General features: G+C 40.4%; 16 protein-coding genes. 11 read left to right on the top strand and 5 right to left on the bottom strand.

All coding sequences use genetic code 11. The features are described 5' to 3' along the window. Positions 1-158: 158 nt before the first annotated feature. The 5 genes from ppk1 (at position 159) to IW22_RS20265 (ending at position 7,261) form a co-directional block, all read left to right on the top strand. Positions 159-2,231 (top strand): polyphosphate kinase 1, encoded by a 2,073-nt coding sequence (gene ppk1, locus IW22_RS20280; protein WP_034730419.1) that lies wholly within the window; start codon positions 159-161, stop codon positions 2,229-2,231. Beyond that, on the top strand, positions 2,228-3,112 hold the full coding sequence (locus tag IW22_RS20275) for an exopolyphosphatase (protein ID WP_034730418.1): 885 nt from the start codon (positions 2,228-2,230) through the stop codon (positions 3,110-3,112). The genes ppk1 and IW22_RS20275 overlap by 4 nt, the downstream gene beginning before the upstream one ends. A gap of 162 nt (positions 3,113-3,274) precedes the next feature. Continuing rightward, entirely contained in the window at positions 3,275-3,928 is a 654-nt protein-coding gene (locus IW22_RS20270) for an NAD-dependent epimerase/dehydratase family protein (RefSeq protein ID WP_034730415.1), read from the top strand. After that, a complete protein-coding gene (locus tag IW22_RS24490) occupies positions 3,925-4,080 on the top strand; it encodes a hypothetical protein (protein WP_156122708.1) in 156 nt (51 codons plus the stop codon). The genes IW22_RS20270 and IW22_RS24490 overlap by 4 nt, the downstream gene beginning before the upstream one ends. Before the next feature lie 142 nt (positions 4,081-4,222). Further along, the gene (locus tag IW22_RS20265) at positions 4,223-7,261 is read left to right on the top strand and encodes a choice-of-anchor I family protein (RefSeq protein WP_034730413.1); all 3,039 of its coding nucleotides are present in this window, start codon (positions 4,223-4,225) and stop codon (positions 7,259-7,261) included. A gap of 733 nt (positions 7,262-7,994) precedes the next feature. Here the strand turns inward: IW22_RS20265 and IW22_RS20260 are convergent. Both IW22_RS20260 and IW22_RS20255 read right to left on the bottom strand, forming a co-directional pair. Beyond that, a complete protein-coding gene (locus IW22_RS20260) occupies positions 7,995-9,563 on the bottom strand; it encodes a flotillin family protein (protein ID WP_034730412.1) in 1,569 nt (522 codons plus the stop codon). Between the two features lie 31 nt (positions 9,564-9,594). Then, a complete protein-coding gene (locus IW22_RS20255) occupies positions 9,595-10,161 on the bottom strand; it encodes an NfeD family protein (RefSeq protein WP_034730405.1) in 567 nt (188 codons plus the stop codon). Between the two features lie 199 nt (positions 10,162-10,360). Between IW22_RS20255 and IW22_RS20250 the strand changes: the two genes are divergently transcribed. The 5 genes from IW22_RS20250 (at position 10,361) to IW22_RS20230 (ending at position 16,925) form a co-directional block, all read left to right on the top strand. Further along, positions 10,361-10,765, top strand: coding sequence for an HYC_CC_PP family protein (locus IW22_RS20250; protein WP_034730402.1), 405 nt, complete (start codon positions 10,361-10,363; stop codon positions 10,763-10,765). A 67-nt stretch (positions 10,766-10,832) separates the two neighbouring features. Then, positions 10,833-12,218, top strand: a complete 1,386-nt coding sequence (locus IW22_RS20245) for a TolC family protein (protein ID WP_034730400.1) — start codon at positions 10,833-10,835, stop codon at positions 12,216-12,218. 15 nt (positions 12,219-12,233) lie between these two features. Beyond that, the gene (locus IW22_RS20240; RefSeq protein WP_034730398.1) at positions 12,234-15,386 is read left to right on the top strand and encodes an efflux RND transporter permease subunit; all 3,153 of its coding nucleotides are present in this window, start codon (positions 12,234-12,236) and stop codon (positions 15,384-15,386) included. Positions 15,387-15,397: 11 nt separating this feature from the next. Next, complete coding sequence (locus IW22_RS20235) at positions 15,398-16,483, top strand: efflux RND transporter periplasmic adaptor subunit (protein ID WP_034730396.1); 1,086 nt, start codon at positions 15,398-15,400, stop codon at positions 16,481-16,483. A 7-nt stretch (positions 16,484-16,490) separates the two neighbouring features. Next, positions 16,491-16,925, top strand: a complete 435-nt coding sequence (locus tag IW22_RS20230) for a hypothetical protein (RefSeq protein WP_034730394.1) — start codon at positions 16,491-16,493, stop codon at positions 16,923-16,925. Positions 16,926-17,400: 475 nt separating this feature from the next. Here the strand turns inward: IW22_RS20230 and IW22_RS20225 are convergent, their stop codons facing one another. Together IW22_RS20225 and IW22_RS20220 are read right to left on the bottom strand one after the other, a co-directional pair. Continuing rightward, a complete protein-coding gene (locus IW22_RS20225) occupies positions 17,401-17,649 on the bottom strand; it encodes a NifU family protein (protein WP_051890476.1) in 249 nt (82 codons plus the stop codon). A 46-nt stretch (positions 17,650-17,695) separates the two neighbouring features. Then, positions 17,696-18,805, bottom strand: coding sequence for an Mrp/NBP35 family ATP-binding protein (locus IW22_RS20220; RefSeq protein WP_034730392.1), 1,110 nt, complete (start codon positions 18,803-18,805; stop codon positions 17,696-17,698). A gap of 159 nt (positions 18,806-18,964) precedes the next feature. Here IW22_RS20220 and IW22_RS20215 point away from each other — a divergent pair, with 159 nt between their 5' ends. Further along, positions 18,965-19,420 carry a hypothetical protein gene (locus tag IW22_RS20215; RefSeq protein ID WP_034730389.1) on the top strand — a complete coding sequence of 152 codons (456 nt, stop codon included), beginning with the start codon at positions 18,965-18,967 and terminating at the stop codon, positions 19,418-19,420. A 253-nt stretch (positions 19,421-19,673) separates the two neighbouring features. On the opposite strand, the gene IW22_RS24660 is transcribed toward IW22_RS20215, so the two are convergent. Further along, positions 19,674-19,877: hypothetical protein (locus IW22_RS24660; protein ID WP_034730388.1), on the bottom strand; the 204-nt coding region annotated here is incomplete at its 5' end.

Here is a 19,877-nt window from a genome sequence, read left to right as displayed (position 1 = left end):
ATATAGTATTGATAAAAATTTAACGATCAGAAAATGACTAAACTAGTGTTAAAATATATTTTATGATAATTCTGTTAAAAAATTAATCAAAGTTTAACCTTGAAAATAGAGAACAGAACTTTATGAATTGCTATTTTTGATAAAATATACACTTTAGAATGTCAGTACACTTTAATCCGCGAGATATTACATGGCTTGCTTTCAATGAAAGGGTTTTACAGGAAGCCATGGACGAAAATGTTCCTTTACATTTAAGAATACGTTTCCTTGGAATTTTCTCCAACAATTTAGATGAATTTTTCAGAGTACGTGTAGCCGGATTAAAGCGGGCAATGGATTTTAAAGAAAAAGTGATTGCAGAATCTTTCTATCAGCCTCCTTCAAAGATTCTTCAGAGAATCAATGAAATCGTGATCAGACAGCAGCAGAATTTTGATAAGACCTGGAAACACATTCAGGCTGAAATGGCCGGCCTTAAAGTTTCTATTAAAACTTCTAAAAACCTTACTGCCAAACAAAAAGAATTCGTAAGAGAGTATTTTGATGATGTAGTAGAATCCAATGTGATCCCTATTCTGCTTCACGAAAACACGCCGATGCCTTACTTAAGGGATAAAAGTCTCTATCTGGGCGTGGCGATGAGAAAAAAAGACTGGCAGTATTCCAGTAATTATGCAATTATAGAAATTCCTTCCCGATTTGTGGGAAGATTTGTCCTGTTGCCAACGGAAGATCCGGAAGAAAAAAATGTCATGCTGCTTGAAGATGTTATCACGTTCAACCTACCGCATATTTTCTCCTATTTTGGCTATGACGAATTTGCGGCCAACGCTTTCAAGGTAACTAAAGATGCCGAACTGGAACTGGACAATGATATCCGGACCAACTTCGCAGAAAAAATAGAAAAAGGACTTAAAAACAGAAGGAAAGGAAAACCTACCCGTTTTGTTTTTGATAAAGATATGGATAAAGCCCTGCTGGAGCTTCTTATCCGAAAATTAAATTTAACGAAAAAAGACAGCATCATTCCGGGTGGAAAAATTCACAATTTCAAACACTTTATGGATTTTCCTGATGTATTTGAAACCTATGAAAGACCGGTGGAGAGATCTTCCTTTACACACCAGGCTTTTGAACATGGTGAAAGAGTCACCGATGTTATTTTAAAGAAAGATGTTCTTCTCTCCTTCCCTTATCACAAATACAACCCTGTGATTGATCTTCTGCGTGAAGCGGCGATGGATCCGGATGTAAAATCTATCCAAATTACAGCGTACCGTCTTGCCGGCAACTCAAAAATCAGTAATGCTCTGATCTATGCAGCAAGAAATGGTAAGGAAGTAACGGTTATGCTGGAACTTCAGGCAAGATTTGATGAAGAATCCAATCTGAAGTGGAAAGAAATGTTTGAGCCAGAGGGAATCAATGTACTTGTAGGTCTTCCGAACAAAAAAGTGCACGCCAAACTTTGTATTATTAAAAAAAGGTCCCACAATAAAACACTCCAATATGGCTTTGTAAGTACCGGAAATTTCAATGAAAAAACGGCAAGAATCTACGGTGACCATTTACTGATGACGGCTGACCGTGGCATCATGGCAGATATCAATAAGGTATTTAATGTCCTGAAAAAACCGAAAGATGATTTCCTTCCAGTCTTGAAAACGTGTAAAAATCTGATGATCTGCCCGCAGTATATGCGTGAAAAGATCGTTCACCATATCGATAAGGAAATTGAAGAAGCCAAAGCAGGAAGAAAAGCAGAGATCATCGTCAAAGCCAACTCTATGAGTGACAGAGCTCTGATAGAAAAGCTCTATGAAGCAGCCCAAGCCGGAGTAGTCACCAAAACCATTGTCAGAGGAATCTATTGTCCGGTGAATCAAAGGGAATTTAAAGAAAAAATAAAAGCGATCAGTATCGTAGACGAATACCTGGAGCATGCCAGGGTCATGTATTTCTATAATAAAGGCGCAGAAGACATCTACATCTCATCTGCCGACTGGATGACCCGAAATCTGGACTACAGAATTGAGGCCGCCGCGAAGATCACAGACAAGGAGTTAAAGAAGGAATTGAAAGATATTCTGGACATTCAGTTGAGAGATAACGTAAAAGCTCGTATTTTAGACAAAAAATTGAGCAACGAGTATGTCAGGAATGATAAAAAGGAATGCCGTTCTCAAATAGAAACCTACAAATATTTAAAAGCTAAAACAAGCAAAAAATGAAGATCGCAGCGATAGATATAGGAAGCAACGCCGCCAGACTTCTGATCAATGAAGTAAAGATCAGCAACAGAAAACCTGAATTTATAAAACTTAATCTTTTAAGAATCCCTTTGAGACTGGGAATGGACGTGTTCACCATGGGCATGATAGGCGAGGAAAGGGAAAAAATGGTCATCGATTCGATGAAAATTTTCAGCGACCTTATGAAGATCTACAAAGTGGATCATTACCGCGCCTGTGCCACCAGTGCCATGCGGGATGCCTCAAATGGAGATGAAATCATCAGACAGGTGAAGGAAACTTCGGGCATCAATATAGAGATTATCTCCGGTGATGAGGAAGCAACCCTGATCTATGAAAACCATGTAGCAGAAGGTCTTGACAAAGAATTCGCCTATTTATACATTGACGTGGGAGGAGGTTCTACAGAGCTTACTTTTTATGAAAACGGAAAAATGGTGTACGAAAAATCATTCAACATCGGAACTATCCGACTTCTGAATAATCTCGTTAATCCTGAAAACTGGCAGGAAATGAAGGATGAGATCAAAGATAATATCGTCAGCAAACGTCCAATCGTCGCTATCGGTTCAGGAGGAAATATCAATAAGGTGTTCTCGATGAGTAAAACGAAAGACGGAAAACCAATGACGCTTGCCCATCTTAAAAAGGTGTATAAAGAATTCAATGAGCTTTCTGTAGAGGAAAGAATGACGAAACATAACCTAAGAGAAGACAGAGCGGATGTTCTTGTTCATGCTTTGAGGATTTTCAACAATGTGATGTCATGGTCAGATATCAACAGGATTTTTGTTCCTAAAATCTCCGTGGCAGACGGATTGATCCACAATATTTTCAGTCAGCTGCACGAAAAAAAATAAATTTCTTACACAGTATTTTTAAAAAACCGGTCATCTTTTGGCCGGTTTTTGTGTTATCTAAGCGCTACTCATTCATAATTTCTTCAGAAATGTAATTTTTTTACTGTACATTTAAAGTAATACTATATCTTAGTACGTCATGCATAATATCAACAGAAAAAAATGAATCCGATCAAAATAATTCTTACAGGTGCAACCGGTATGGTAGGCGAAGGTGTTTTAATGGAATGCCTTGAAAATCCTAATGTTTCAGAAATACTAAGCGTAAGCAGAAAACCTTCCGGAAAAACGCATCCAAAGCTTAAAGAATATTTAGTTCCGGATTTCCTGGCCATAGATCTCAACGACGAAAACCTGAAAGGATATGATGCCTGCTTTTTCTGTGCAGGAATCAGCAGCGTGGGAATGAATGAGGAAGAGTATACAAAGATCACATACGACACCACCGTTCATTTTGCAAAGGTTGTTCTGAACCAAAATCCGGACATGGTTTTCAATTATGTATCAGGAGCTCATACAGACAGCACAGAAAGCGGAAAGCAAATGTGGGCAAGGGTAAAAGGCAGAACTGAAAATGCATTGAAAAAACTAGGTTTTAGAAATGCATTCAATTTCCGTCCGGGATTCATGAAACCCGTTGATGGTCAAATACATGTAAAATGGTTCTTTAAACCTATTATTTGGATTTTTCCTGTTTTTTTACCGTCAAAATCATTAACTTTACACGAAGTGGGCAAAGCAATGATCAATGGCGTGCGCAAAGGTTACCCCACATCAGTTTTGGAAATCAGGGACATTAAAAATTTAGCAATATGAGAGATATGGTAAAAAGAATTGTTCTGGTCATTTTTGTTCTTCTAGTCCTGACAGCAGTTTCAGGCTATTTTTATATGCAGAAACATCCGCTGGATGAAAAAGCATCTGTGAATAAAACCATGAATATTACAGGAAGCAAAGTCAGCAAGTAGATTAATAAAAGGAGGGTTTTTGCTGTTTTATATTCCGTTTCAACAGCAACCGTTACCTGTTTGTTAAACATTTATTAAAATTCCATTAAAATACTTGCGCGGTATAAAGTTCATTTTTGCATAAATCTAATGCAAGTAAAAAATGACCAACAACTATCTATTAAAAGGATCTGTCATTGCCGCATTCTTCCTTCAGGGCGGACTTTTCGGACAGACACTGATCCATTACTGGAATTTTAACAACAATGCATCTTCAGCATCCATCACGATCCCCTCTTCCACTTTGGTAAGCGGATCTCTTGCTGTCATAGCCGGAGGAACCAGCGAAATAGATTTTGCAGGCGGGACCGGACAGAATTTCAGTATTGATAATTTAAATACAAGAAACGGCGATCCGGCCGGAACCCATTTACGATTCAATAATCCCATTGGTGGAAGTTTACAGTTCAATCTTCCTACGACAGGGTATCAGAATGCTGTTGTTAAATTTACAACAAGACGGTCCGGGCAGGGTGCAGGAACTCAATCATGGTCTTATTCAACGGATGGAAGTACTTTTGTTCCGTATCAGACCGTCAATCCACAGGATGCCAATCCTCAGCTTGTCACTTTTGATTTTTCCGCAGTTTCCGGTGTTTCCAATAACCCGAATTTTAAATTAAAGGTAGAATTCTCTGCTACAGGAGGCGGAACGGGAGGTAATAACCGTTTTGATAATTTCACGATGGACGCCACAGCATCCGGAGGTGCCGACACAACCCCTCCTACAACCACTTATCTTCCCGCTCAAAACACAAATAATGCTTCCACTACTGTAAATCCAACCATTTCTTTCAATGAAAATGTAAGACTTACAGACAATTCCGCGATCACCGATTCTAATGCACAAAACCTTGTAGATTTCCGTGTAGGAAATGCTTCAGGTACTTCAGTTCCCTTCACAACGACTTTCAGTAATAATAAAATCACAGTAATTCCTACGGCTGCCCTTATTCCCGGACAGACGTATTATCTGGCCCTTAAACCCAATACCGTTGAAGATTTAAGTGATAATGGCGTTACAGCAGTGACATCAACCACCTTTACAACAGCCGGGACAACCGTTTCTCTTGATAAAAACTTCATTAAAGTAAATGAAAATGCAGGAAGCCTGGCTTTCAAGATCAATGTTACCAATCCTTCAGCTGCTACGGTTAATTTGGTGGTAAAATCGGCACCGTTCAGTACAGCCGACAGCAATGATTTTACATTAGCCAATCAGACCATCAATATCACTCCCTCTACAACAAGTTATACGGTCAATATTCCGATCATCGATGATACATTGGAAGAGCAGCAGGCAGAATATTTTGTGGTAAGCCTTGAAAATCCTACCGGAACGACGATTTCCGGAGATAATACGGCTACTGTTTACATTGTGGATAATGATAAACCTGCACCGGTTCCTTCAGGGCAGATTCAGCTAAACTATGTAGGAAGTTTTGATCCTTCCGGAAACAACAACAGTTCTACGGAAATTGTAGTTCATGATCCGGCCAGCCAGAAGTTATTTACCATCAGTTCCATCACGGATGTTTTTGATATCATCGATTTTAATAATCCAAATGCTCTTTCTGTTGTTAAAACGGTGAACATGGCCCCTTATGGCGGGATTACAAGTATCGCTGTTAAAAACGGGATCATTGCAACGGCTTCCCCGAATGCTGATCCACAGCAGAATGGTTCTGTAGTCTTTTTTGATATTAACGGAAACTTCCTTAAACAAGTGACCGTGGGAGCCCTTCCTGATATGGTGGCGTTCACTCCGGACGGAACAAAAGTGATTACAGCCAATGAAGGAGAACCCAATGATGCTTACACCGTAGATCCTGAGGGAACCATCAGCATTATTGATATTTCGGGCGGTATCGGAAATCTGACACAGAGCAATGTCACAACGCTCAATTTTAACAGCTTCGATTCTCAAACCGCTGCTTTAGTGGCTACAGGACTGAGGAAAGTAAGAACCAACAATACGCTTTCTCAGGATCTTGAACCTGAATATGTGACGGTAAGCTCAGACAGTCAGAAAGCCTGGGTAACGCTTCAGGAAAACAATGCTGTGGCTGAAATCAATCTAGCCACAAAAACAATTTCCGGAATCTGGGGATTGGGCAAAAAAGATATGAGTCTTCCGGGTAACGGTTTTGATGCCTCAGATAACAATGGTGAAATACTAATCGCTAACTGGCCCGTGAAAGCCTACTACATTCCAGATGCCGTTCAGAATTACAAAATAGGAAACACCAATTATATTGTAACCGCTAATGAAGGTGATGAAAAAGATCTTTCAGGATACAGCGAAAGAACTACTGTGGGAGCAAATACCTATACTTTAGATCCTGCTCTATTCCCACAGGCATCCGTTTTAAAAGCATCTCATAATTTAGGCAGATTCAGAGTGTCCAGTGCAACAGGAAATACCGATGCGGATACAGATTTTGAAGAAATCGCAGCTTTGGGAGCACGTTCATTCTCTATTTTTAATGCTGATACCAAACAATTGGTTTACGACAGTGGTGACCGGTTTGAAAGGTATATTGCAGCCAAACATCCACTGATCTTTAATGCAGACAATGAAGCCAACGGTGCCAAAAACAGAAGCCGCGCGAAAGGTCCTGAACCGGAAGGAGTTGCTTTGGCGACCATCAATGGACAGACTTACGCTTTCATTACTCTGGAAAGAACCGGAGGGGTAATGGTTTATAATATTACAGATCCTAATAACCCTACGTTTACTGACTATAAACATTCACGTTCTACCTCAGCTTATGGTGGCGACAACGGTCCTGAAGGGATTACCTACATTGCTCCGGGAAATACAACAAACGGAAAAGGCTATGTCATTGTTGCCAATGAGATCAGCGGAACATTATCCATGTATGAAGTGGCTTCTACTCCAACATTAGGAACCGGTGAAGTAACAACTGAGAAAGCAACCTTCAATGTATTCCCTAATCCAGTAACGAAAGGAAATGCGCTATACTTCAACAGAGCTCAGGATTATGAACTTTATGATCTATCAGGAAAAATGCTTGGAAAAGAGAAAAATGCTTTAACCATAGATACTTCAAAACTTTCTGCGGGTGTTTATCTTGTGAAAACTTCAGAAGGACATGTGAAGAGAGTGATTGTGAAATAGTGAGAGGTTGCGGGATAAGAGTTTGAGAGTCGGAGCGTTTGAGGGTTTGAGAGTTTCGAGGTGCAAGATTCGGGATTGAGGGCTGTTGAATAAACCCAAATATCTGGCGGCTGAGGCTCCCGAAGCCACCAGTAGTAATATCTGAAATCTGATGTCTGAAATCTAACATCTTGATTCTTGTTTCTTGAATCTACCATTCACCATTCACTTGCGAAGCAAAATTGACCATTGACGTTTCTCAATCTCGGCCTTAGCCTAAAGTCTCATGTCTGACATCTTGATATACCAATAGAAATACTTTATATATAATTCAGTTGATGAGGTCCCGGATTTTCCGGGGCTTTTTTTGTTTTCATTAATTTCAGTAGGTTTAATGATGTGCTTTCACAGATTGAGTCAATGGAAAAGATTCTCATTTTACGCTTTTTTAAAACATTAAGATCAATGAAGGATGTAAGATGAATTAAGAAAAATCATTTGATTTTTTAAGTTGTATGTCTTAAAGCGAAGCTAAAACTTAATATTCTTAAAAGCTTAACAGGAATCTTAATGGCTTGAATTTTTTCTCTTGCAGATTATATGGACAAAGCAGATTAACAAAGTAAAAATCTGCATCATCTGATTAATCTGCGTGAAATTTTAAAATCATGTGAAAAGTTATTCCTGAATAAAAAGGCTCAGGCGGAAAGCTTCGCTTTCCGCCTGAGTCCAAGTCTATCTATATATTTCAATATTATGCCTTCGGAGCTTCAGCTTCCGGATTCATATCATCAAAATTCTTTTTCTCTTTCTTTTCAGGAACCATGACAATTTCTTTCTGAACTTCTTCCGGCCTTCCTTTTAAATATTCCGGTAAATTAAGACCGGCCATATTAAACAGATCGTTCAGTGGCGGTACTGTTTTCATCATTCCTGAAACAAAATTAGCGGTAGAACCGTTTCCGTCCTGTCCATTTCCGCTGTCCCAAACCGTAATTTTATCGATTTTAATATTTTTAACAGCTTCCACCTGAGTCTTAACCAATTCAGGAAGCTTTTCAATTAACAGCAACTGGAAGGCACTGTTGGTATCGCCTCCTGCAGCCTGTACAATTTTATCGTAACCTTCTGCCTGTTTGGTCAGGATTTCATAAAGACCTTTTGCTTCTGCTTCCATTTTAGCGAAAATAGCATCTGCCTCCCCTTTTGCCTGGAGTCTGATTTTCTCAGCTTCTGCCTGTGCATCAATGATGGCTTTTTGTTTTGCGATTTCTGCGTGTACTACAATATTCGCCTGTTGAGTAGAACGTTCTCTTTCTCCCCTCGCAACTTCCGCTTTCTGTTCAGCAAGGTAAGATTCCTCCAAAGATCGTGCAGCCTGTACTTTTTCTGCAGCCGTTGCAATTCTTAATGCTTCCGCTTCTTTTTCTCTTCTTTCGGCATCAGAATTCGCGATGGTAATTTTGGCTTCGTTTTCCCCTTTTACAGCAATAGAGTTCGCCAAAGAGGTTGCAATTCTCGATTCTTTTGCAGCTTCTGCCTTACCGATGGATTCATCCTTGATGGCTGAAGCAATACTGATCTCTTTATCTTTTTGTGTGATGGCAATTTTTACGTCTCTGTCTCTTTGTGTTTCGGCAATCTGCGTGTCTTTTTCTCTGTCGGCAATTGCTTTTCCGGTTTCCCCGATCTTCGTTTGCTCGGCAACACTGATAATGGCTTCGTTAATCGCTTTTGCAGCCGCTTCTTTACCTAAAGCTTCAATATATCCGGATTCATCTCTGATATCCGTAACGTTTACGTTGATCAGCTTTAAACCGATTTTCTTTAATTCCGTATCTACGTTTTTAGAAATATTGTCTAAGAATTTATCTCTGTCTGAGTTGATCTCTTCAATGGTCATCGTGGCAATAACCAAACGAAGCTGACCGAAAAGAATATCTTTGGAAAGTTCCTGAATCTGCTCCTGAGCCAATCCCAATAATCTCTCTGCTGCATTTCCCATAGAATCCGGTTCCGTAGAAATGGCGATGGTAAATCTACACGGTACATCTACACGGATATTCTGCCTGGATAACGCATTGGTAAGATTAGCCTCGATAGAAATAGGTTTCAGATCAAGGTAAGCAAAATCCTGGATAACCGGCCATACGAAAGCACCGCCTCCATGGATACATTTTGCTGAGGTGCCGCCCGTTTTACCGTAAATAACCAAAATTTTATCCGACGGACATCTTTTATACCTCGAAATAAGGGCTAAAAATGTGACGAATAGTACAAGTACAATGACTAATGTTAAAATAAGACTTCCTGGTATTGCCATAAATAGTTTTTATAAAATGGTTGATAATGAATTAAATTTTTGAAACGACAAGAATCTTGTCATAGATGTAGGTTACCCTCACAGAACCACCGGACGGGATATTTTCCTTTTCTTCCGTCATAGCAGGAAGTTCGTGGCTGGTTCCGTTCACAGAGATTGTAATCTTTCCTTTTCCGCTCATATCTGCCGGAATCGTAAGGTAGACCTCTCCTGCCCTGCCGATCAGGTTTTCCATCTTAAAAGTATTATCTTCCGTAAGTTTCATGATCTGAAGGATAAGGATAAAGAATAAAAAGATAAATCCAGCCCCTACAAGCGCAGAAACAAAAATCAGCAGCGACTTATTTCCTATGGATCCATAGAATGCCACGCCGCTCCATCCGAACCCTAAAAGGAAATTAATAAGGTTTCTGAAAGAAAATAACTGAAAAGGACTGTCAGCATGGCTGTCTCCGCTAAAATCAGCGTGAACCACATCTCCATGGCTGCCTCCGACAAAAGTAAGAACCGTTTGAATCAGAAAGATAAAGCTGGCTGCGATGGCCGTATACCAGAACCCCTGCTGAAGCGGTTCTAGATTTTGCAGAAATTCAAACATAAGATGCGTTTTTCACAAATATAATTAAAAAAAATCAATAAAACCAATAAAAAACGGCATAAAACAGACCTATAAAACGTCGATTTGCACAATTCTCAAAGAACTTTCAATCAGCATGATAAAATTCCTTTTAAGTATAAACTTCTGCCAGAATTCTATAACACCACATCCCGGATTACCTCTAATTTTATCCCGCGAAATGAAAAGAGTATTCCACCTGTTTTTCCTGCTTCTTTACGTAATAATTTCTTCGGGATTTACTACGAGTAAGCACGTATGTAAAGGAAATTCCAGTGAACTCCACGTGGGACTGAAAAACCTTTCCGACATGGACTGCCCGAAATGCAGTACCAACAAAGAGAAAAACCACGGAAAATGCTGCAAATTAGAAGTTAAAAAGGTGTACAGAGCAGATATCCTGACCTCTTCCCACAAAAACTTACCGGTTAAATTTCTGTCGGCTTCCATTCCCTATCACAATTTAGGAACGGTATTCGAAGTTTCAGCATTATACTCAGAAAAGACTTCTACCCTCTTTGATTTCGCCGAAGATCACTTTAATTATCCTTCTCTCTACATTCTCCATTGCGTTTACAGAATTTAGAATCGTATTGAATTTTGTCATCCCGAATCCGGGATCCTATTTTCAATATTCATTCTAAATCAATCTTATGAATTCAAAATATAATGCCCTCATCATACTGCTGGGCTGCCCCGCCATTTTCTTTGGACAGCAGACCGGCTTAGAGGATGTACTGATGAAAGCCGGGAAAAACTACCAATTCATCAAAAAAAAGGAAGTGAATATCGCAGCTTCCCATGAACGGCTCAATCTTCAGAAAACCTATTATCTGCCTGAAGTCACCCTGATGGCACAACAAAACTTCGGAACCATCAATGCACAAAACGGCCCAATGTACAGCCAGGGCGGTCTCGGGGTAGCTTCTACCTCAATGCCTCTCGCAGAGCAGAACTGGAACGCTGCATTCGGAAGTTTATATTTGGCTAATGTCAACTGGAATGTCTACACCTTCGGACGTCTGAAAACCGAAGAACAGCTGGAAATTGCCGATGTGGAAGTTCAGAAATCTGATCTCAGCCAGGAAATTTTCCAGCATCAGATCAAAGCAGCCAGTGCCTATTTTAACCTTTTGGTAAGCCAGCGGCTGGAAAATGTACAGCTGGAAAATCATAAACGCACCGAAGTGATCTATACCATTGCCAAAGCGAGGGCCGAAAGCGGATTAATTCCTGAAGTGGATGCCTCACTCGCAAAAGCGGAAATGTCCAATGCACAAACCTCGATTATTAATGCCAATGATCATGTTCTGGAATACAATAAACAACTGGCAGATCTTTTAGCTGAAAATTTCACAGATTACCAGCTGGACCATTATTTCAGCGAAAATATTCCTTTAACGACCTCTGAAAATTCTTCATTGGAACAACATCCGAATATGCTCTTCATCACCCAAAAATTGAATAAAAGCAAGGTCCAGGAAGCGCATTTGCTGACTACAGGACTTCCTTCACTTTCTCTTTTCGGGGTTTTTCAGGGACGTGGATCAGGTTTTGGATGGAATTATGTTCAGGATAATACCGCCTATTCTCCATCTTATTTAAAAGGAGCCGGCGTAGACCGGATGAATTATATCTTCGGATTGAATGTAAGCTGGAATCTTACCGATTTTTACAGGAACAGTTCTAAGGTTAATGAACAAAAACTGATGACTAAGGCTCTGGATTTTGACCATCAGCTGCTTCAACAGGAGCTGACCAATCAACAGAGTCTCGCAGAATCGAAATTCAAAAATGCTTTGGCTAAAATAACGGAAGCCAAGGTACAGATGGAAGCCGCAACAGATGCCTACCATCAGCAGAAAGCTTTATATGAGAACGGACTCACCACCATTCTTGATTTTACGCAGGCTTTATACCTGCTGAACCGTGCTGAGATCAATTATGAAATTGCAAAAAACAATTCATGGCAGGCCACCGTACTCATTGCTGCCTCAAAAGGCGACATTTCGATCATCACCAAAGCTATTATTCACTAACCCAAAAACAGAAACATGAATCTTATAAAGTTTGCATTGCGCAGACCGATATCTGTAATGGTATTGGTACTCGGCCTGCTGTTCTTCGGAATCAAGGCAGCCAAAGATGTAAAAGTAGATATCCTTCCGGAAATGGACCTTCCGGTAGTGTATGTAGCCCATTCCTTTAACGGATATACGCCGCAACAGATGGAAGGCTATTTCACCAAAATGTACGTTAATATGCTTTTGTTCACGAACGGGATCAGAAGTATAGAATCTAAAAACACACAGGGGTTAACCCTGATGAAAGTTAATTTTTATGAAGGAACGAATATGGGAGAAGCGATTGCCCAGATCAACGCGCTTTCCACCCGTTCCCAGGTATTTCTGCCACCGGGAGCACCGCCTCCTTTTATCATCCGTTTCGACTCGTCTTCGCAGCCCGTGGGACAGCTGGTTTTCCGAAGCAGTACGCAGACCAATAACCAGCTGCAGGATATTGCGAATTTCAACGCGAGACCTTTCTTAATTAAAATTCCGGGACTTACTACTGCTCCACCGTTTGGAGGAAGTCCGCGGACGATAGAAATCAATGTGGATCCTTACAAGCTCCGGGCGCACAGTTTATCGCCTGAACAGGTGGTAGAAGCCATTAGCCGAAACAATATTACGTCTCCTTCCGGAAATGTGTACATCGGTGATACCAATTATTTAACCCCAACCAATAACACGGTAAAAAAGGTGGAAGAGCTTGGCGATATCCCTCTCTTTAAAGGAACAGCAGACAATGTGTATATCCGGGATGTGGCTACGGTAAAAGATGGTGCCGATATTGCTACGGGATATGCCTTAATTGATGGAAAACGCTCCGTTTATATCAATATTGCAAAAGCCAGCAATGCTTCCACACTGGAAGTCGTGAACAAACTGAAGGAAGCGCTCCCAAAAATTCAGAGAAATATGCCTGAAGGGGTACAGATCTCCTATGAGTTTGACCAGTCGGTTTATATTTCCAACGCTTTAAAAAGTCTCATCATCGAAGGAGTTCTGGGTGCTTTGCTCACAGGATTGATGGTGATGCTATTTCTTAAAGACACACGTGCAGCCCTGATTGTTATTCTGACCATTCCGATCTCCATTATTTCCGGGGTCCTGTTTTTAAAATTATTCGGACAATCGATCAATATCATGTCATTGTCAGGTCTGGCACTGGCCATTGGAATTCTGGTAGACGAAAGTACGGTAACCATCGAAAATATTCACCAGCATTTTGCGATGGGTAAAAACAGGGCACAGGCGATTTGGGATGCATGCAAAGAGATTGCTTTTCCAAAATTGCTGATCATGCTCTGTATTCTGGCAGTATTTGCTCCGGCATTGATGATGAGTGGAATTCCGGGATCTTTATTTATGCCTTTAGCGATGGCGATTGGTTTCTCGATGATTGCATCGTTTGTCCTTTCACAGACTTTTGTTCCGGTGATGGCCAACTGGATGATGAAACACGATCCAAAAACCTGTGAAAATCATAAGCCGGACTGGTTCAGCCGTTTCCGTGACCGTTTTGTCAGGTTTTTATCTTCGTTGATGAAAAGCAGGAAAATCATTGTCAGTACAAGCCTTGCTGCTGCTTTATGTGCAGGATTTGGGCTTTATCAGATTACCGGGAAAGACGTCCTTCCATCAGTCAATTCGCGACAGTTTCAGGTACGAATAAAAGCTGCCGAAGGAACCCGGATTGAAGTCACCGAAATAAAGGTGAAAAAATTTCTTGAACATCTTAAAAATAAGGTAGGAAAAGACAATATTGCGATCTCTTCCGTATTCATAGGTCAGCATCCATCGACGTTTGCAGTGAGTCCTATTTATTTATACAATGCCGGACCGCATGAAGCATTAATGCAGGTGGCTTTAAAAGAATTTAAAGGAAATTCAGATGAGTTGAAGGATGAACTGCGTGGGTATTACAAAGAAAAAATGCCCGATCTGCAGATTTCTTTTGAACCTATCGAACTGACTGAAAAAATTCTCAGCCAGGGAGCCAATAATCCTATCGAAGTAAGGGTTTCGGGAATGATGAAAAAGATGAACCGGATGTATGCCGAAAAACTTTTAGTCAAACTGAAAGAAATCAAATACCTGCGCGATCAGCAGATTCCGCAATCCATGAACTATCCTGCCCTGCAGATCAATATAGACCGGGTTCGTGCGGCGCAATTGGGACTGGATGCTCAGGATATCGCAAAATCATTGGTGGCTGCCACAGCTTCAACCCGCTATACCAATAAAAATTTCTGGGTTGGCGGTATGATGGGCATTGCCTATGATGTACAGGTACAGACTCCTCAAAATATCCTTAACAGCAAGGAGGAATTGGCCAATCTTCCTCTTTCTAAGAATTCAGACCGTCCGGTTTTGGGAGATGTCGCTTCCATCACCTCAACAAAAGAGTTGGGAGAAAGTTATAACCTTGGAACGATGGGCTATACAACAGTGACCGCCAATACGCACAAAACAGATCTGGAACAGGCTTCCAAAGATGTGAAAAAAGCTATTGAATCATTGGGTGAACTTCCGAAAGGAGTCAATATCGAAGTGGCCGGAATGGCTCCGGTACTGGATGAAACATTAAGCAGTCTGGCTTCAGGGCTTCTGATTGCTATTGTGGTGATCTTTCTGATGTTGTCAGCTACGTTCCAGTCTTTCCGGGTATCGCTTGTTATTTTAACGACGGTTCCATTTGTAGTCGTAGGATCATTAGCCCTGCTGAATCTGACGGGCTCAACGCTGAATCTCCAGTCTTATATGGGGCTGATCATGTCCATTGGAATTTCCATTGCCAATGCTGTTTTATTGATCAGTAATGCGGAAACCATCCGGAAATCAACGGGCAATGCCTTAGAAGCAGGTCTTGAAGCAGCCAAACTCCGTATCCGTCCTATCATCATGACGACACTGGCTATGGCCGCGGGAATGCTTCCGATGGCTATCGGTTTCGGAGAAGGAAGTGATCAGGTTTCGCCTTTGGGCAGAGCGGTTATCGGAGGACTGATTTTCTCCACGTTTTCTGTGCTTGTTATTCTTCCGCTGGTTTTCGGGTGGATGCAGAAAAATGCGGGAATTATTTCTCCATCACTGGATCCAGAGGACGAAGAAAGCATTCATTATTTAAATCCCAACTCTTAATTTTTACTTCAATGAAAAACATTATATATACAGCCATTACAATAGGACTTATGAGTATTCCGGCTTCCTGTAAAGAAGAAAAGCCAATGGACATATCCAAAGAAGCCAAACCGATGATGATGCACAGCATGGAAACTGTGGAGATCAAAAAGAGCAATCCGAAAGTTGAATTAAAATTGGCCGGCGAACTGATTCCGGATCAGGAAACCGCTTTATTTGCCAAAATACCCGGATATATAAAAAAGATCAATGCAGACATTGGTTCATATGTGAGTGCAGGACAGGTTTTAATGGTTCTGGATGCTCCTGAAATTCAGTCACAGGAAGCCAATGCCAAATCGAAATGGCAGGCGCAGGAAGCCATTTATGCTGCTACAAGATCCAATTACGACAGAGTGTACCGGGCGAATGAAACGAAGGGAGCCATCGCTAAAGATGCCCTGGATCAGATCACTGCCCGAAAACTGTCGGATCAAGCGCAGGTTAATGCCGCAAAGTCAGCCTACCGTGAACTGCAGGACATCAGTCAATATCTGGTGATCCGTGCTCCTTTCAGCGGAATCATTACGGAAAGAAATGTAGACCTCGGCGCTTATGTAGGTCCAAACGGCGGCGCTCCATTGATGGTCATTCAAAATACGTCCAAACTTCGTCTGAGCCTTTCTGTTCCGGAAGCAAGTGTTCAGTACCTGAAAACGGGAGATACCATTTCGTTCAGGATCAATGCGATGCCTGAGAAAAGTTTTAAAGCCCGGATTTCAAGGAAGTCGGGTTCATTGGATATAAAGTTGCGTTCGGAGAAAATTGAGGCTGATTTTATTAATCATTCACGGGAATTAAAGCCGTTTATGATCGCAGAATCTGTCATTCCCCTGCAAAATCAGGAAGCCACTTTCTTTATTCCCAGATCAGCTTTGGTGGAAAGTAATATGGGAATTTACATCATCAGGAATGAAGGTGGCAAAACCAGGTTTGTTCCTGTAAAAAAAGGAAGAGTCCTGAATGATATGATTGAAGTTTTCGGGGAACTAACCGAAGGCGATAAAATCATTAAAAAAGGAAATGAGGAAATTTTAGAAGGAAGTTTAATTAAATAACATCAAAATGAAAGCATTATTCAAAAACACAGTCATCATTATTTTCGGATCAGCCGTTTTATACGCGTGTGGTCATGAAAAACAAAAGAACACGCCGAAACCTGAACCACAACCTGTACAAAAAGTGCAGCCAGTTGCCGCTACCGGAACATATAGAAAGGGAGATCATGTCCCTAGTGAAACCGTCTGCATGGTAAACAATGCCTATATGGGCAAAAAGCAGATGGAAGTTCCTCACGGTGGAAAGATGTACTACGGTTGCTGCGAAATGTGTGTAGAAAGGATTCCGAATGATAAAAGCGTGAGAGAATCTGTAGATCCGTTTACCGGGAAAAAAGTGGATAAAGCCAATGCATACATCGTGATGGTAAGTGATGAAGGAGAAGTAGCTTATTTCGAAAACGAGGAAAACTACAAACAGTTTTTAGCACAAAACTCATAATCTATATTTTTTTAATTTTGTTTTCAGGGCCTGGTAATTTATTATCAGGCCTTTTTTATGTAAATGTAAAGTTATTGAATGTGAAAGGGTTGGTTTACGCTAAAGGGCGCAAAAATTCTTTAATTTAATGCTGCTTTAAGGCGCAAAGATTTTATCTCCGGTACAATTGAATACCCACTAACTGAATATTTATACCTATCCAACCCTGCCGAAAATCTTCGATTTTCTTGCGCCTTAAAAAAAACACTTTTAATCATCCTTTGCGCCCTTGCGGTAATCCAACAGTAAATACTTTCCACGTTCAAACCTTATAGGTTTTAAAAACCTATAAGGTTTAAATCAAGCAGCTAATAAAATACAAGCATCAGCGAAATCCGAGGAATCCGCGGGAGATTTTCACTCCAACCCTCTGAAATCAGAACAAAAAAAGACAGGCTAAAAAAACCTGTCTTTAAAAAATATTTCGTGTAATTTTTTACTCTACATTGATTACTTTTTGAATTTCCGGAGCATGTTGCTTGATGGTATTTTCTACACCCAATTTCAGGGTTGAAAAATTCAGCGAACATCCGGAACAGTTCCCCAAAAGTTTTACAAAAACCTGGTTATCCTTCACGTCAATAAGCTCGATATCACCTCCATCCTTGTTCAGGAACGGCCTGATGCTTTCCAGAGCTTCCATTACTCTCGTTACTGTATCTTCGTGTGTTATATTTGTTTCCATATTTCTTTAGTTCAATTCGGCTTTTTTCAAACTTAATTGAAAATAATTATTTTTTAGCTTTCGGCGAGCAACCCGCCATCGTTGAAATCTTTACGGCTTCTGTAGGGGGAAGATTTTTATTTCTTTCCAGTAGACTTTCTACCATTTTTCTTGCCGTTTCAGTGTAGATTCCTTCAATTTTAGAACCTTCCTGAAGCGCAGCAGGTCTTCCTACGTCTCCGGCTTCTCTGATACTCTGAATCAACGGGATTTCTCCCAGTACCGGAATTCCCAGATCTTCAGCAAGATACTGAGCTCCCTGTCTTCCAAAGATGTAGTACTTGTTATCAGGAAGTTCTTCCGGCGAAAAATACGCCATATTTTCGATTAATCCAAGAACCGGAATGTTAATACTTTCCATCTGGAACATCGCAATTCCTTTTCTTACGTCTGCCAAAGCTACATGCTGAGGCGTACTTACGATCACAGCACCTGTTACAGGTACTTCCTGAATGATAGATAAGTGAATATCTCCTGTTCCCGGAGGAAGATCGATTAGTAAGAAATCAAGTTCTCCCCAGGCTGCATCTCTGATCATCTGGTTCAAAGCTTTTGAAGCCATAGGGCCTCTCCAGACTACTGCCTGATTGGCTCCTGAGAAATAACCGATAGAAAGCATTTTTACCCCGTAATTTTCAACAGGCTTCATTTTACTTTTTCCGTCAACGTCTACAGAAATTGGCTTTTCACCTTCCGTATCGAACATGGTAGGAACAGACGGTCCGTAAATATCGGCATCCAGTAATCCTACTTTGAAACCCATTTTCGCTAAAGTAACGGCCATATTTGCCGCCACTGTAGATTTTCCTACGCCTCCTTTTCCGGATGCAATAGCAATGATATTCTGAATTCCAGGGATCTGTTTCCCTTTGATCTGGCTTAGCTGGATCTCACTCGGTTCCGGAGAAACGATTTTAAGTTTTAAGTGAATATCTTCTCCAAACTCACTGGCAAAAGCCTGCTTCATCGCTGCCTCCAGCTTTTTCTTTTCGTGCATTGCCGGTGAATGGGCAGTCATGTCGATATACACATCGTTACCCATGATTTGAAAGTTACTCACCAAATCGTCTACTTCTATCTCTTTAAGGAAATCTTGAACCTGTTCTTTCGTCAACATACTAAATATAAATTGTTCACAAATTTACGCATTTTTTCGATAATTTAGAATCAATAAAATCTATAACCCCATGTGATAAATAAGATGACAAAAGAGATGTCTTTCCTGTTTCTTATCTTCATCTTTATCACATCCATTCACCATTGTAAAATATCACTTATGAATTCTACCGCTTATCCTTCTAAATATGTTTCTCCGAAAGGAATCTTCACCGTCGGAAAAACCCGATTCAAATGGTATGATCTCGCAGAAGATCCGGCCGCTGTTTCATCTCAGGATATCCATCATGCTAAAATATGTATTGAAAATGCTGTTGAAAATTTTCAGAACAAGGAAGATCTCGGATTTGTCATCATGCACAGATGCGGCGAAAAATATTTACTTTTAGTCTGTACCTGGAGAAGCGAAAACGAACTCTGGGAAAGTGTTTATTATAATGGTTCCGGAACCTTTGAAGTCTGGGACAGAAACCAAATTCATCTTCCAACGTACTGCGTCTGGGAAATGGGCATTGTGTACCACGAGTCCCAATCCTGGAAAAAATTTCTGGGCACAGACCGTACAGAACCCCATCAGCAAGATTATTTACATGATATTTTCGAAGGGGAAGTTTAAGTGTTCTACCACAAAAGACGCAAAAGTTTTTTACATTTAAGTTTCTTGAAGTTTAAATACTTTATAAATCATAAGATCACATAAGTTTTAAGAAAAAATCAAAGATTTTATTCAGAATACAATCCGTAAACATCTGTGTAAATCTGTGCAATCTGGTCAAAAAACTAATAAACATTTCCTTTTTTTAATCATGCAAACCTATCATATTCAATAGAAACGGGCTTTAGCCCAATGTCATTAAGTTAAGAATCAATTACAGGCTATCTTTGTGATTTTTAGTAATTATTGGCTTTGCCCTAGCTTTATATTTTGCTGTATTTCTTTGATGTGACCGAGCAGGTCTTATAGGGACTATATGTGATTTTAAAAGAGTTTTATATTCATCCATTGCCTCACTTATATCTCTCTTAGAAAAAAGTAAATCAAGAATTCTGTTTTTAAAAAATCCATAAGACAG

It is taken from the genome of Chryseobacterium sp. JM1 (assembly GCF_000737715.1).
Taxonomy (GTDB): domain Bacteria; phylum Bacteroidota; class Bacteroidia; order Flavobacteriales; family Weeksellaceae; genus Chryseobacterium.
This window is presented reverse-complemented; position numbering and strand designations above follow the sequence as displayed.

Bases quoted from the DNA above. Each gene is read 5' to 3' on its own strand.
- ppk1 (WP_034730419.1), top strand. From the start codon at position 159: ATGTCAGTACACTTTAATCCGCGAGATATTACATGGCTTGCTTTCAAT.
- IW22_RS20275 (WP_034730418.1), top strand. From the start codon at position 2,228: ATGAAGATCGCAGCGATAGATATAGGAAGCAACGCCGCCAGACTTCTG.
- IW22_RS20270 (WP_034730415.1), top strand. From the start codon at position 3,275: ATGAATCCGATCAAAATAATTCTTACAGGTGCAACCGGTATGGTAGGC.
- IW22_RS24490 (WP_156122708.1), top strand. From the start codon at position 3,925: ATGAGAGATATGGTAAAAAGAATTGTTCTGGTCATTTTTGTTCTTCTA.
- IW22_RS20265 (WP_034730413.1), top strand. From the start codon at position 4,223: ATGACCAACAACTATCTATTAAAAGGATCTGTCATTGCCGCATTCTTC.
- IW22_RS20260 (WP_034730412.1), bottom strand. From the start codon at position 9,563: ATGGCAATACCAGGAAGTCTTATTTTAACATTAGTCATTGTACTTGTA.
- IW22_RS20255 (WP_034730405.1), bottom strand. From the start codon at position 10,161: ATGTTTGAATTTCTGCAAAATCTAGAACCGCTTCAGCAGGGGTTCTGG.
- IW22_RS20250 (WP_034730402.1), top strand. From the start codon at position 10,361: ATGAAAAGAGTATTCCACCTGTTTTTCCTGCTTCTTTACGTAATAATT.
- IW22_RS20245 (WP_034730400.1), top strand. From the start codon at position 10,833: ATGAATTCAAAATATAATGCCCTCATCATACTGCTGGGCTGCCCCGCC.
- IW22_RS20240 (WP_034730398.1), top strand. From the start codon at position 12,234: ATGAATCTTATAAAGTTTGCATTGCGCAGACCGATATCTGTAATGGTA.
- IW22_RS20235 (WP_034730396.1), top strand. From the start codon at position 15,398: ATGAAAAACATTATATATACAGCCATTACAATAGGACTTATGAGTATT.
- IW22_RS20230 (WP_034730394.1), top strand. From the start codon at position 16,491: ATGAAAGCATTATTCAAAAACACAGTCATCATTATTTTCGGATCAGCC.
- IW22_RS20225 (WP_051890476.1), bottom strand. From the start codon at position 17,649: ATGGAAACAAATATAACACACGAAGATACAGTAACGAGAGTAATGGAA.
- IW22_RS20220 (WP_034730392.1), bottom strand. From the start codon at position 18,805: ATGTTGACGAAAGAACAGGTTCAAGATTTCCTTAAAGAGATAGAAGTA.
- IW22_RS20215 (WP_034730389.1), top strand. From the start codon at position 18,965: ATGAATTCTACCGCTTATCCTTCTAAATATGTTTCTCCGAAAGGAATC.